Source organism: Geoalkalibacter sp. (assembly GCF_030604225.1).
GTDB lineage: Bacteria > Desulfobacterota > Desulfuromonadia > Desulfuromonadales > Geoalkalibacteraceae > Geoalkalibacter.
In genome coordinates, this window is sequence record NZ_JAUVWH010000102.1 from 1 (window position 1) to 11,811 (window position 11,811).

The 11,811-nt window shown below is 60.8% G+C and carries 13 protein-coding genes; all 13 read right to left on the reverse strand.

Features of this window, described 5'->3' with window-relative positions; all coding sequences use genetic code 11:
- Positions 1-86: 86 nt before the first annotated feature.
- On the reverse strand, positions 87-521 hold the full coding sequence (locus QAT43_RS11145) for a putative toxin-antitoxin system toxin component, PIN family (RefSeq protein ID WP_305043150.1): 435 nt from the start codon (positions 519-521) through the stop codon (positions 87-89).
- Entirely contained in the window at positions 518-751 is a 234-nt protein-coding gene (locus QAT43_RS11150) for a hypothetical protein (protein ID WP_305043151.1), read from the reverse strand. The genes QAT43_RS11145 and QAT43_RS11150 overlap by 4 nt, the downstream gene beginning before the upstream one ends.
- A gap of 301 nt (positions 752-1,052) precedes the next feature.
- On the reverse strand, positions 1,053-3,086 hold the full coding sequence (locus tag QAT43_RS11155; RefSeq protein ID WP_305043152.1) for a hypothetical protein: 2,034 nt from the start codon (positions 3,084-3,086) through the stop codon (positions 1,053-1,055).
- Positions 3,087-3,326: 240 nt separating this feature from the next.
- Positions 3,327-3,542 (reverse strand): hypothetical protein, encoded by a 216-nt coding sequence (locus QAT43_RS11160; RefSeq protein ID WP_305043153.1) that lies wholly within the window; start codon positions 3,540-3,542, stop codon positions 3,327-3,329.
- Entirely contained in the window at positions 3,539-4,084 is a 546-nt protein-coding gene (locus QAT43_RS11165) for a hypothetical protein (RefSeq protein WP_305043154.1), read from the reverse strand. Before QAT43_RS11165 ends, QAT43_RS11160 begins: the two co-directional genes overlap by 4 nt.
- 225 nt (positions 4,085-4,309) lie before the next feature.
- A complete protein-coding gene (locus QAT43_RS11170; protein ID WP_305043155.1) occupies positions 4,310-4,684 on the reverse strand; it encodes a helix-turn-helix domain-containing protein in 375 nt (124 codons plus the stop codon).
- Complete coding sequence (locus QAT43_RS11175) at positions 4,684-4,938, reverse strand: type II toxin-antitoxin system RelE family toxin (RefSeq protein WP_305043156.1); 255 nt, start codon at positions 4,936-4,938, stop codon at positions 4,684-4,686. Before QAT43_RS11175 ends, QAT43_RS11170 begins: the two co-directional genes overlap by 1 nt.
- Before the next feature lie 301 nt (positions 4,939-5,239).
- The gene (locus tag QAT43_RS11180; protein WP_305043157.1) at positions 5,240-6,481 is read right to left on the reverse strand and encodes a TIGR04063 family PEP-CTERM/XrtA system glycosyltransferase; all 1,242 of its coding nucleotides are present in this window, start codon (positions 6,479-6,481) and stop codon (positions 5,240-5,242) included.
- Between the two features lie 212 nt (positions 6,482-6,693).
- On the reverse strand, positions 6,694-7,776 hold the full coding sequence (wecB, locus tag QAT43_RS11185) for a non-hydrolyzing UDP-N-acetylglucosamine 2-epimerase (RefSeq protein ID WP_305043158.1): 1,083 nt from the start codon (positions 7,774-7,776) through the stop codon (positions 6,694-6,696).
- Positions 7,777-7,790: 14 nt separating this feature from the next.
- The gene (locus QAT43_RS11190) at positions 7,791-9,068 is read right to left on the reverse strand and encodes a glycosyltransferase (protein WP_305043159.1); all 1,278 of its coding nucleotides are present in this window, start codon (positions 9,066-9,068) and stop codon (positions 7,791-7,793) included.
- Positions 9,065-10,093 (reverse strand): FemAB family XrtA/PEP-CTERM system-associated protein, encoded by a 1,029-nt coding sequence (locus QAT43_RS11195; protein WP_305043160.1) that lies wholly within the window; start codon positions 10,091-10,093, stop codon positions 9,065-9,067. The genes QAT43_RS11190 and QAT43_RS11195 overlap by 4 nt, the downstream gene beginning before the upstream one ends.
- Entirely contained in the window at positions 10,090-10,971 is an 882-nt protein-coding gene (locus QAT43_RS11200) for an XrtA system polysaccharide deacetylase (RefSeq protein WP_305043161.1), read from the reverse strand. Before QAT43_RS11200 ends, QAT43_RS11195 begins: the two co-directional genes overlap by 4 nt.
- Positions 10,968-11,811, reverse strand: an 844-nt coding sequence (locus QAT43_RS11205) for an AAA family ATPase (protein WP_305043162.1), incomplete at its 5' end; no start/stop codon positions are given. The genes QAT43_RS11205 and QAT43_RS11200, both read right to left, overlap by 4 nt.

The window sequence follows — 11,811 nt, forward strand, 5'->3', positions numbered from 1 at the left end:
GATTTCATCCGCCGTTATCCGCCTTTATCCTGTCCAAAACCCGTCTGTTGATTTTCCTTCCGTGTTTTCCGTGGACAATATTGCTCTTATCGCTGGAAAAACCCCACGCAGCTTGCCGGGGAGAGGACGACATGATGCGTCGGCGGATGCTCGGCCAACAACCGATCTCCCGTGATCAATGCCGCGGCAGGCTCCGTTGCGAGAAGTTGCCAGAGATGTTCATCGCCCGGGTCAGGGGCGTGTTCCGTCGTCTCGTTCGGCGTCTCGCGCCAGATGGCGTTGGCGGCGAGTTCCGTCAGCAGTTGATCGATCTGCTCTTCGTCGAGTCCATGCAGGCGCAGCAGCTTGGGCCGCAGCAGAACCTGCCGATATTCTTGCAACAATTGCGGAGAGAGCAGATAAATCAACCTTCCGTCGAGCATGGCATCGACGATTCGCGCCGTTGGACTCTCGGGCCGCGCCGAAATCAGCCCCGCGACGAGAACATTGGTATCCACGACAAAAATGCGTGGGGTTTTCACGAACGGGCCTTGCGGGTTTCGGCGAGTCCGACCTCCAGGGCTTCTTCCTCGCTCAACCCGGAATGCCGCCGGGCCTTGGCGACCAGTTCGCGCGCGCCCTCCATGGGTTTGATCCCCCGCAGCAGCAAGCCTTCCTCGATAATCTTTCCGATCGGGCGCCCTTGCCGCGCCGAAGCTTCCTTCAGGGCCTGATGGAGGGAATCATCCAAGGTAATCGTCAAGCGTCCCATGTGCAGCCTCCGCATTAAATGATGTCATTACACAATATCACCAAAACACCAAGCCATCAAACAGCACACTGAAATTCAAACCTTGAAAATCTTTTTCTGTCCACGGAAGACACGGAAAAAACCGGAAATCAAATCTTCAATCTTTTTTGACGGGATAAGGGCGGATAAGGTCAGATGTTAGAACCCACAACCTCAAAACCTTATCTTGATTTCATCCGCAGTTATCCGCCTTTATCCTGTCAAAAACCAGGTGTTGAATATTTTTCCCTGCCTTGCGTGCCTTCAAGGGAAATACAAGCCCCTACCGCGAACAATCCACCGCCACCGACTCCGACCAGCGCCGGCCGGAGGGGTCCATCACCTCGACTCGCCAGGTGGTGCCGCACACCTTTTTCGCCTCGCCCAAGCGCACATAGGGCCGGGCCTCGAAGGTCGGGCACACGACCTCCTCGCCCTCGGGGGATACGGCGCGCAACTGTGCGGCCTGGGGTTTTGTCGGGGTGCTGCCGAGATCGACGAGCAGCCAGGCCTCGCGGTCGCGCGCATCGTTTCTGACCACGCGAACCTCGACATCGTTGGTCGGATCGAAGTGCGGGCCTGTTTCATCGGTCCGCGGCGCCGAAGGCAGACGATAGAGGGGATCGCCGACGAAGGTGGCGATCCAGCCCAGATGGGTCTGGTTCATGAGCCAGGCTTCGCCGAGGGTATGGCCGCGCAGCAGAAAGGGATAGAAAACCTTGTCATCCCACCAGCTTTTGTTGTGAATGTGGGGCGCGCCCTTGTACACCTGGGCGACGCCGATGGTGGCGGTGACGCCGCGGGACAGATCGCGCAGGATATCGCCGCCGCCCCAGCCGTTGCCGGAGATGACCGTGGCGCCGACGCCGCCGGGCAGGTAGACGGGTTCGGGGTTGAAAAAGCCGTCCTCGGCGGGCAGGCGGAAGAGTTCGAGGCGATTTCGCGCGGCACCGCCGTGATAGAGGTGACGCAAGCCCTGCTCCCAGAGGCGGCTGCCGGTCTTGGAGCCGGCAAGCTTGCCGACGCGCTCCTGGCTCTTGGGATAGTCGCGGCTGGCGAGCTGCCCCTGGGCGGGGCCGCCGAACGCTGAGGCGTAAACGGCGCGGTCGATGAGGGCGCGGGCCTGAAGGGGGTCGGGTGCGTCGATGCGGGTGACGAAATAGAGATGGCGCGTGGGCTGCTTGCGGCGGTTTTCGCTGCTGAAGGCCAGGGGCTCGGGCAGGGCGTCGGGGGCGAGGTCGCGGTCTTCGTAGGCCAGGGGATGCAGAAAGGGGTTGGCCTGGGCGCCGTACAGGGGCCAGGCCTGGGGAGCACGCAGGAAGAAATCGCTGAAAGGCCCCTTGCCGGCGAAGCGATGGGGTTTGGGCGTGGTGCCCATGACGGCTTCCTCGTCATAGTAGAGCAGTTGCAGGCGCTGGCCGAAGTCGAGGATGGCGCCGTGATCGGCGAGCCGGTTGGTGACGCCGCGCGCGATGCCGTAGGGAGCGGCGGCGGTGCGCGGCAGGCCGTAGGCGACGACGATGTAGAGGATGTGATCCTTGAGCAGGGTGCCGTCGAAGCGGGCATTGGCGGGATCTTCGAGAAAGGCCTTGACGGGCAGGGCCACGTCTTCGAGGAAGTTCTGGTCGTCGCGCTTGCCGTCGCGGCCGGTGCGGCTGTATTGGGCCTGCTCGTGATCGACGAAGGAGGCCTCCCAGGTGGAGCGCTTGCCTTCGGCGTTGTCGCAGGAGACCACCACCTTGAGGGCGCCGGGCGCGTAGCCGCGGGCATCGAGGCGCAGGGTCCAGTCCTTGCCGAGGCTGATGGCCACCTGACCGGGGGTTACAACCTGCCCGTTGTCGATGACGGTGATTTTCGCGCCGTCGGCGGGGTCGATGATGACCCGCAGGGTCTCTAAGCGCCAAGCCTCGGGCCCGCCGGGCAGAGTGAACTCGACGGTGCGGCTGTCGCGCAGTTCATCGTCGCGCTGGGCCGCGCCGAACAGGCGATTGCCCCCGGTGAGCACGACGCCGGATCGGTTGTCGCTGCTGTCCTCGCCGAGATGCGCTTCGTTGAGATGGCGGCTGTCATCGACCACGCGGATGCCGTGGCGGCAGCGCAGGCCGAGCAGGTAAGGCCGCTCGCCGGTCGCGGGGTCCGTGTGCATGCGCTGGTAATGCTCGGCGATCTCAAGGGAATCCTGCCCCGGTGCGCTAAGGGGATGGTCCTCGCGCCAGTCGGCGTTGTAGAGCACCAGCACCTGCGAAGGGCTGACGGCTCCGGCCGGTTGGACGGCGGCGAGGGTGAGGAGCAGGGTGACCAGGATAAAGCGCGGCATGGTTGCAGCCTTGTCTAAATTCCCCAAAAAACAACAGGCCTGGGGACGCGGATTTTCAGGATGAACGCGGATCAGAAGCAAAACCGCAAAACCTGGTTGGACACGGATCAAATCTGATCAATGCGGATAAAACAAAAATCAACCTCTGGGTTTTTATATTCTTGGTTGTGCATGATCCGCCCTGATCCGCCTGTTCAGATGTGATGCGCGTCCCATTGCCCCTAAAACCGGCGGACCGTTTCATTTTCGCATTCGAGCCGCGTCTTGCTCGCCATAAAACCTGATGCACAAAAATTGCCGGATTTCATCATCACTGAGTCCCGGCGGGGCCGAGGCCAGCACCAGGGTGCGGGCCGCTTCAAACATGCGTGCACCGGCGACAAAACGCTGCTCCCCGCTCATCTCCATATAGCGGCGCCGCAACAGGGCTTCGACCTGCGCACTGGTATCCTTCATGTCAGACACTCCCGCAGCATCTGTGCCAACCCGAGCTTCTCGGCCCACAGGTTGAGATAGTCGCCGTCGAAACCAGTCGCGAGGAGATTTTTCACATCGCTCAACTGCATTTCGGATCTGGAATCCTTCGACCAATAAAGTTTAGAGAGAATGAGATCTTCCTTGCTGACCAGATATGTTTGAAAATCCGCAATCTTGACCGGCATTCTCCGCGCAAATTCAACCTGGCGGTACGCGTCGGATTTTCGCACGATGAAGTCGACCTTGATGACACTCTCGCCATGAATCATGTTGAACATGCCCTGCCGATATACGGCATCTTCGACCGCGTCGCGCGATAAAACATAATCGGGCGAAAAGATGGCCTCGATCCTTGACACGTCGCGCGAAGTGATTTCGACGACCATGTCGATGTCGCGGGTCATGCGCGGGATGGCGTAGTAGTTCATGGCCAGGGATCCAGTCAGCATGTAGGCGATTGCGGCTTGATCCAGACGCCCGCAAACATCGCGCAAGATATCAATTTCGTTGAGCAACACCAAGGTTTAACCTCTGCAATCCGGTCGGCCGGTCAGCCGATGAAAAACTTCAAAACCAATGGAGCCGCGGATCACGTCTGATTTTCGCGGATTGAAAAACCCAAAATCCTGGCTTTCGGTTGTTGCCTGATCCGCCCTGATCCCGCCGTTTCAGATTGGATCCGCGTCCCCATGGCATGATGGTTTTCTGATCTGATTAGCGTCCCCGCATCTACCCACAAAAAGCCATCAATCCGTCAGCAAGTCCAGTGACACATCGAGGGCGCGGGCTATGGCAGACAGGGTGTCAACGGTGCCTTGACGACGACCGGTCTCAATTTGCGAAAGATAGGGCTTGCTGATTCCTGCTCGGTCAGCAAGCTCCTGTTGGGTCAGGCCGCGATGTTCACGCCAGAGTTTGATTGGCAATTCACCATCAAGTTCTCTACGAACGATTTCGGCGGGAATCATGACCTCACGACCTGAGGTGTAGCCATTGTGAAATTCGGCAATGACTTGCGCATCGGTTTTGTCGGCCATGGCATCCAACATGCGCAAGTATTCTTCGTAAGGAATGACCGCATATTCGGGTTTTCCGTTTTTCTCAATGATCTGTGCTTTCATCAATATGCCTCTCCCCGCGGGGCGATACGTACCACGGCAATCACCAAAGCCTGTTCCTGCACCAGATAGACAACCCGCCAGTCGCCAATCCGCAGACGGTAATCAGGATGACTGGTCAATTTGCGAACATTGTTATTCGGGGCAAAGGGGTCAGCGCCCAGCGCCTCGATCTTTTCGCAAATGAGCTTGGCCGTGTTGCGGGGCATGGATTTTAGGGCCTTGCGAGCCGCTTTTGTATACTCAATTTGATACATCGCAATGTTAGCAAAATGCTACCAAAGTCACAAGTTTGTCGCTTTGCAAGTCGCCCCCAATAAACGACCGGGAAAACGAATCAAAAACCAAAAGCTTAAAATCAGGTTGGACACGGATCAAATCTGATCAACGCGGATAAAACAAAAATCAACCCCTGGGTTTTTATATTCTTGGTTAGGCCTGATCCGCCCTGATCCGCCTTTTCTGATGCGATCCGCGTCCCCAGGAAAGGTTTTGCCCTGATCCGCCTTGCTCAGACCTTATCCGCGTCCCCTAAGCCGGGCGCACGTCGGTGCGCCCCTACATCCCCGCGACGGCGGAGAGGCGGCCGGTGGCGGCGTGCATGGCTTTATCGTAAATCTCTTCGTAAACCGCCGTCGTCACTTGCCAATTGTGATGCTTGACCACCCATTCGGGCGCCTGGGCGCGAATGTGGGCGCACAGCCCCTCGTCGGCGAACACCTCGCGCAGGGCCTGGGCCAGGGCATCGACATGGCCGGCGGGAAAGAGCAGGCCGTTTTGCCCGTGGCGGATGAGTTCGCGGTGGCCGCCGACATCGCTGGCGAGCAGCACCTTGCCCATGGCCATGGCTTCGAGGGGCTTGAGCGGGGTGACGAGATCGGTGAGGCGCATGGGATAGCGCGGATAGACCAGCACATCGACCAGGGCATAGACGCCGGGAATGCGCTGATGGTCGATGCGACCGGGCAGGATGACGCGCTCGGCGATGCCGAGATCGGCGATCAATTGCTTGAGCTCACCTTCGGTTTCGCCGCCGCCGACCAGCAGCAGCACGGCGTCCTGGCGGTCGCGGCAGACCTCGGCGAAGCCGCGCACCAGCAGATCGAGGCCTTCGTAGCGGTAAAAGGAGCCGATGAAGCCGATGACGGTTTTGCCTTCGAGCTGCCATTCTCGCAGGAATTCGGCATCGGGCGGCGAGGGTTTGAAATCGTCGGGATTGACGCCGTTGAACACCGGCGTGATCTTGTCCTCGGGAATGCCGCGCTTGACCAGATCATACTTGAGGCCGTTGCACAGGATGGCGACCTGGTCGGCCTGACGGCAGGCGCGGGTTTCGATGCCGCGCACCAGCTTGTATTTGCAGGATTCCTCGGCATAGGTGCCGTGATCCACCGCAGCGTCTTCCCAGAAGGCGCGGATTTCATAGACCACGGGCAGGCCGAGCTTGCGTCCGGCGCGCACGGCGGGTATGGCGTTGAGCACCGGCGAATGCGCATGAAGCAGGTCGGGTTTCTCGCTCTCGGCGACTTCAAGGATGCGCTTGGTGAGAGCGCGCATGATGCGCCCTTCCGTGATGAAGGGCACGGGACTGGTTTCGACGCGGCCGGTGCGGTAATAGGTGAATCCGCCGATCTCCTCGCGCGGCGCCCAGGCGCCTTTCCAACTCTGCTCGTGCTTGGGCGAGGTCACCACCACCGGTTGCCAGCCGCGGGCGCGCTGCGCGCGGAAAATGCTCTGGCTGCGGAAGGTGTAGCCGCTGTGCAGGGGCAGGCTGTGGTCGAGAATGTGGAGGATTTTCATAACGTATGTCCTTGCGCGATGATCTATCCGTGGTTCGTTTGCCGCCCTGGGCGAGGCATGCCTCGCCCCTACATCGACACGGGTTTACCGTAGGGGCGACCCGGTGGGTCGCCCTGGGCGAGGCAACGCCTCGCCCCTACGATTATTTCACCATCACCGGTTGCCGTAGGGGCGACCCGGTGGGTCGCCCTGGGCGAGGCAACGCCTCGCCCCTACAACGATTGTTCCAAAACATCCACAATGCGTTCGGCCGCGTGGCCGTCCCATAATGGTGGGATCTGCTTTTTCTCGAACCGGCCGCTCAGGACTTTCGCGGCGGCGGCGAGAATTTGTTGTTTGTCCGATCCCACCAATTGGTTGGTGCCGGCGGTGACGGTGATGGGGCGCTCGGTGTTGGGGCGCAGGGTGATGCAGGGTACGCCCAGCACCGTGGTTTCTTCCTGGATGCCGCCGGAATCGGTGAGGACCAGGCTGGCATCCTTGTTGAGCTTGAGGAAATCGAGATACCCCAGGGGCTCGCTGAGGATGAATCCGCTGGAAATCAGGGTGTCCAGGCCGAATTCGGCGATGCGCTTGCGGGTGCGCGGATGAATCGGAAACACCAGGGGCAGATCGCGGGCGATGGTGCTCAAGGCTTCGAGAATGCCGCGCAGGCTCTCGGGCTCGTCGACGTTGGACGGCCGGTGCAGGGTCACCACCCCGTAGCTTTTGGGCTGAACACCGAGTTGCCGAAGAATCGGCGATGTTTCGGCGCGCCGCACGTGCTTCATCAGACTGTCGATCATGGTGTTGCCGACGAAGAAAATCTTGTCCTCGGCAATGCCCTCGCGCCGCAGGTGTTCGCTCGCCAGCTCCTCGGTGGTGAAGAGAAAATCGGCGACGCTGTCGGTCATGAGGCGATTGATTTCCTCGGGCATGCTTCGGTCGAAGCTGCGCAGGCCGGCTTCGACGTGCGCCACGGGGATGTGCAGCTTGGCGGCGGCGAGGGTGGCGGCCAGCGTCGAATTGACATCTCCGACGACGATCACCACGTCGGGCCGCTCGCGCTCGAGCACCGGCTCGATGCGCATGAGCACTTCGCCGGTCTGGCGGGCATGGCTTCCCGAGCCGACTTCGAGATCGACGTCGGGCTTGGGCATGCCGAGATCGACGAAAAACAGCGTGCTCATTTTCTCGTCGTAATGCTGCCCCGTATGCACCAGCACGTAGTCGATGCCCCGGCGTTTGAGTTCGTCGATGATGGGCGCGACCTTCATGAAATTGGGGCGCGCGCCGACGACACATAAGATTTTCATTTCACCCTCGGCCATCAGATAAGGTTCTCCAGTTTGTCCATATTGCGCCGCCAGTCGAAATGCTCGACGACGAATTTGCGTCCCGCCTGCCCCAGTTCGCGGCGGGCATCAGCGTTTCGGCAGAGTTCGATCACGGCCGCGGCGATGCTCTCGGCGTCGTCGGCGACCAGCAGGTGTTGCGCATGCGTGGCGCCGACGCCTTGGGCCGCCTTGGTGGTCGTGACGACGGGTTTTTCCATGGCCATGGCTTCGAGCACCTTGTTCTGGACGCCCCGCGCCAGGCGCAAGGGAATCACGCAGACATCGGCCTTGGCGTACCAGGGGCGGATGTCGTCGACGAATCCGGTCACGGTGACCCTGGGGTTTTGCGACAACGCCTGCACCGCCGCCGCGGGCCGGCCGCCGACGATGGAGAAATGCGCGTTGATGCCCGCCCGGGTCAGGCGCGGCAGAATGTCGCTGCAGAACCAGACGACGGCATCGACGTTGGCGTGATAGTCCATGGCGCCGGTGAAGACGAGGTTGACGACGGTATCGTCACCGGCGACGTCCGTAGGGGCGCAGCATGCTGCGCCCAGGGCTGCATCGTCCCGACCTAAAACCCGGGCGCAGCATGCTGCGCCCCTACGATAGGCAGGATTGAAATAATCGAAATCCACTCCGTTGCCGACGACCTCAAGGTTGCGAGCCTCCGGCACCAAGTGTTTGAACAGGCGGGCTTCGTTATCGGTGACGAAGACCGAATGATCGAAATCCCGATTAACGCGGGCTTCGTAGTCCAGCAACCGCTTGCCTTCGAGGCCATAGACAAGATTCATGGGGAATTTGGCGTCCTTGGCATACTGCCCCCATTTGTCGGAATCCACGTCGCAAAAGTCCATGATCCGTTTGGCCCCGTGTCCAGCCAAGGCATCGGATTTGAAAACATACTCCGCCATGGGACTGGAAAAGCAAACGATGGAATCGAATGTCCGGGTTGCCGCCCAGGCGTCGATCGCGGTTTGAAGCTTCGCCGAATAAAAATAAGGCAGACTCAAGGGCTTGCCGAGCAATAGCTGAGGTGCGACCTGAATTTTTCGCCAGCGTGGTTCGATGCGCTCCCAGGCCAGATCGACGCAGTAGTCCCGCAAGGCATCGACATGCTTGAGGTCCGCGGGATCGTCGACGAGAAAGGCCAGATACAGATTGTGCTTTTCAACGAGGTGCTTGACCTCGTTGAAGGTCCGGATCTTGTCCCCCTTGTTGGGCGGATAGGGGATGCGATGCGCAAGGTAAAGGACGTTTTTTCTCATAGGGAGATGTACTTCCTAAGGCGCGAGCCCAACCAAACGGTGCCCGCCTCGGGCAATCGGCTCCAGAGCGCCGCGGCCATTTGCCGCTTTCTTGACGGCTCGGCGGCTGCGTCTTGCCCGGTCGCCGACCCGGCTTCGTACCAATACAACGACTGAGGCCGCGCGCCCCACTGTTCCTTGAAACGATAGGTTCCCTCCCCCGGCGTCGACCGTCCGAAATCAAAGATTTTGAAGCCTTGCTCGGCGGCCTGGGAAAGAAACGTCCAATAAAGCAGCATATTGGCGTTCAGGTTGTTGTACTTGCGTAGCGACGAGGCCCAAGGGATGGAGATGGTCGTCGGATGGAGCAGCACAATCCCCGCGGCGGCCGCTTGCCCCTCGGGGGTATAGACGACGGCGACCCGCGCCCGTTCGCCATATGCGGCAACAATGGCTTCGATCCAGCGACGACTGTGCACCGGAGAGCCGAGATCGCGCATGTTGGCGGAAAAAATCCCGTAGAAATCCTCCACCAGTTCGAACCCGCCGACCTTCGTCGTCAATCCGTCGCGCAGGGGCTTGTTGACCTGGCTGCGCAGCTTGGATTTCAGAGAGGACAGGAGCGCTTCGGAACTCGGCGGCAGATCGAGAAGCATGCGCACCTTTCCGGTTCGTGCCGTGCCGGGAAATGCCAGCGGCGCCGTCGCGCGGATCGTGCAGCGCGAACCACGCCGCGCGGCGAGGGCCAGCGCTTCGCGGAGCAGGGCATCGGCGATTTCGGCGCTGTCGGCCAGCACGCCGCCCGCATCGCAGTACGGCAAGGAAACGAGGGTGCGTCCAGCCAAGGGCACGCGAAAATCGACCAAAGGCAAAACTCCACGGACCGTCGAACCCTGTTCGGCGAGCAGGTATGCACCGCGAAAGCCGTAGGCGGATTCCACGGCCTGCTTCCAAGCCAGGAGCTGATAGGCCGTGCCCTCGGGCCGACTCAGCACATACTCATCCCAGGCCTGGCCGTCACTTTCCTGAAAACCGCGAATCATCATTGAATCCCAAACACCTCGCGAATCGGCGCGAAACGAAAATCCTGGAGCAGTCGTGCGAAGCGTTTTTCCGTCTTGTCGAGATTGAGATAATGGCGAAAGCGGCTCTTCCACCCCGCCCCGTTCATGCGCGGCTGTTCGGGGTCGATTTCCCAGGGGTGCAGGTAGAACACGAAGGGACGCTGCTCTTTGTCGTTGATGCCGCTCAGGCCCCAACGGGTGACGGCGTAGGGAAACAGCCGAAAATAGCCGCCGCCGGCGATGGGAATGTTGCGTCCGCCGAGACGCACGGTACTCACCGGGATGGAATGCAACGCCGGCGTCTCGCGCTGGGTATGCGGCAGCGGGCACCAGGCGCCGTCGGTCCCCTTGACGGCCATGCACGAAAACCGCGGCCAGTGGGGCATGCCGTAGAAATCGTGGCGTACCGGGCAAATGCTCGAATCGTAGAGATAGCCGGCGTCGTGCAGTTCGTCGAAGGCCCAGGGCGTGCGCTCGGAGATGGAATAGCTCGGCGCCCGGTAGCCGTGGACGGGCCGCCCGCAGAGGTCTTCGAGGAGACCCTTGCTGCGGCGGATATCGTCGCGAAAGCCGGCGGCATCGAGAAAGCAGATGCGCTGGTGGCCAAAGCCATGGCTGGCGATTTCGTGCCCGGCGGCGGCGATGCGCCGCACCAGGCCGGGGCAGCGCTCGGCCACCCAGCCGAGGATGAAGAAGGTGGCGCGCACATCGCCGGCGGCTCGCAGAATTTCCAGGACCTGATCCGTGTTGCGTTCGACGCGCAACTCGCGGGCATCCCAGGTGTCGACAGGACTGATGCCCTCGAAGGCCGAGACCTGGAAATAGTCCTCCACGTCGATGGTCAGGGCGTTGAGGGTCATCCGAACATCCTCTTTAAAAGCCCCGGCTGGGAGCGGGTGGGCGCAACCGGCTGGGCGGGAGGCGCGGGCCGGCTCTTTTGCTCGACCAACTGCAGCTTCAATCCGTCCAGATCGAGTTGCAGTTGCTGAACGGTTTTGTAAATCAGCCCCAGGTCGCGGGATATGCGCTCGATGTTGGTCACCAGGAGCCGATTCTTTTCCTGAAGGATTTCCGCAAGATTATCAGGCAGCTTTGGTCCGCCCCCAGGAGCCGCGTTCATCCTGGCCTCCAGGGCCTGCATCTGGCTGAGCACCTGCTGGAGCAAGTCCACGGGCGGCAGTTTTTCCGGAGCCAGATCCACGGGAAGCTCGACGCGATCGGTCCAATAGCGATGATCGAGATCCAAATCACCGAGCACATCCCGAGCCAGGTCGAGGGTCAGCTCGCGGGTTTCCTCGGCATAGGCGGCGACCAGCAGGAAATCACAGATGATGTTGACGAGACGCGGAATGCCACGGCTGTAATTGTGGATGGCGTCGAAGACCTCGGGGCTGGTGCTCACCGCCGCGCGATTGCCGGCTTTTTCCATGCGGTGCAGGATGTACTCCTCGACCTCGTCCCGCGTCAGAGGATCAAGATGGCAGCTGACACTGATGCGCTGGCGCAACTGGCGCAACTCGGGGCGCGCGATGATGGTACGGATCTCGGGCTGGCCAACGAGGATGATCTGCAACAGCTTGGCGCTCTCGGTTTCGAGATTGGAGAGCAGGCGAATTTCTTCGAGATGTTCGGGGCTGAGGTTCTGCGCCTCGTCGATGATCAGCACCGGCTGCATGCCCTTGCCGAATTCGTCGATGAGA

Excerpts from the sequence above, each read along its gene's own strand:
- QAT43_RS11150 (WP_305043151.1), bottom strand. The coding sequence starts at position 751 with ATGGGACGCTTGACGATTACCTTGGATGATTCCCTCCATCAGGCCCTG.
- QAT43_RS11155 (WP_305043152.1), bottom strand. The coding sequence starts at position 3,086 with ATGCCGCGCTTTATCCTGGTCACCCTGCTCCTCACCCTCGCCGCCGTC.
- QAT43_RS11160 (WP_305043153.1), bottom strand. The coding sequence starts at position 3,542 with ATGAAGGATACCAGTGCGCAGGTCGAAGCCCTGTTGCGGCGCCGCTAT.
- QAT43_RS11170 (WP_305043155.1), bottom strand. The coding sequence starts at position 4,684 with ATGAAAGCACAGATCATTGAGAAAAACGGAAAACCCGAATATGCGGTC.
- QAT43_RS11175 (WP_305043156.1), bottom strand. The coding sequence starts at position 4,938 with ATGTATCAAATTGAGTATACAAAAGCGGCTCGCAAGGCCCTAAAATCC.
- QAT43_RS11180 (WP_305043157.1), bottom strand. The coding sequence starts at position 6,481 with ATGAAAATCCTCCACATTCTCGACCACAGCCTGCCCCTGCACAGCGGC.
- wecB (WP_305043158.1), bottom strand. The coding sequence starts at position 7,776 with ATGAAAATCTTATGTGTCGTCGGCGCGCGCCCCAATTTCATGAAGGTC.
- QAT43_RS11190 (WP_305043159.1), bottom strand. The coding sequence starts at position 9,068 with ATGAGAAAAAACGTCCTTTACCTTGCGCATCGCATCCCCTATCCGCCC.
- QAT43_RS11195 (WP_305043160.1), bottom strand. The coding sequence starts at position 10,093 with ATGATGATTCGCGGTTTTCAGGAAAGTGACGGCCAGGCCTGGGATGAG.
- QAT43_RS11200 (WP_305043161.1), bottom strand. The coding sequence starts at position 10,971 with ATGACCCTCAACGCCCTGACCATCGACGTGGAGGACTATTTCCAGGTC.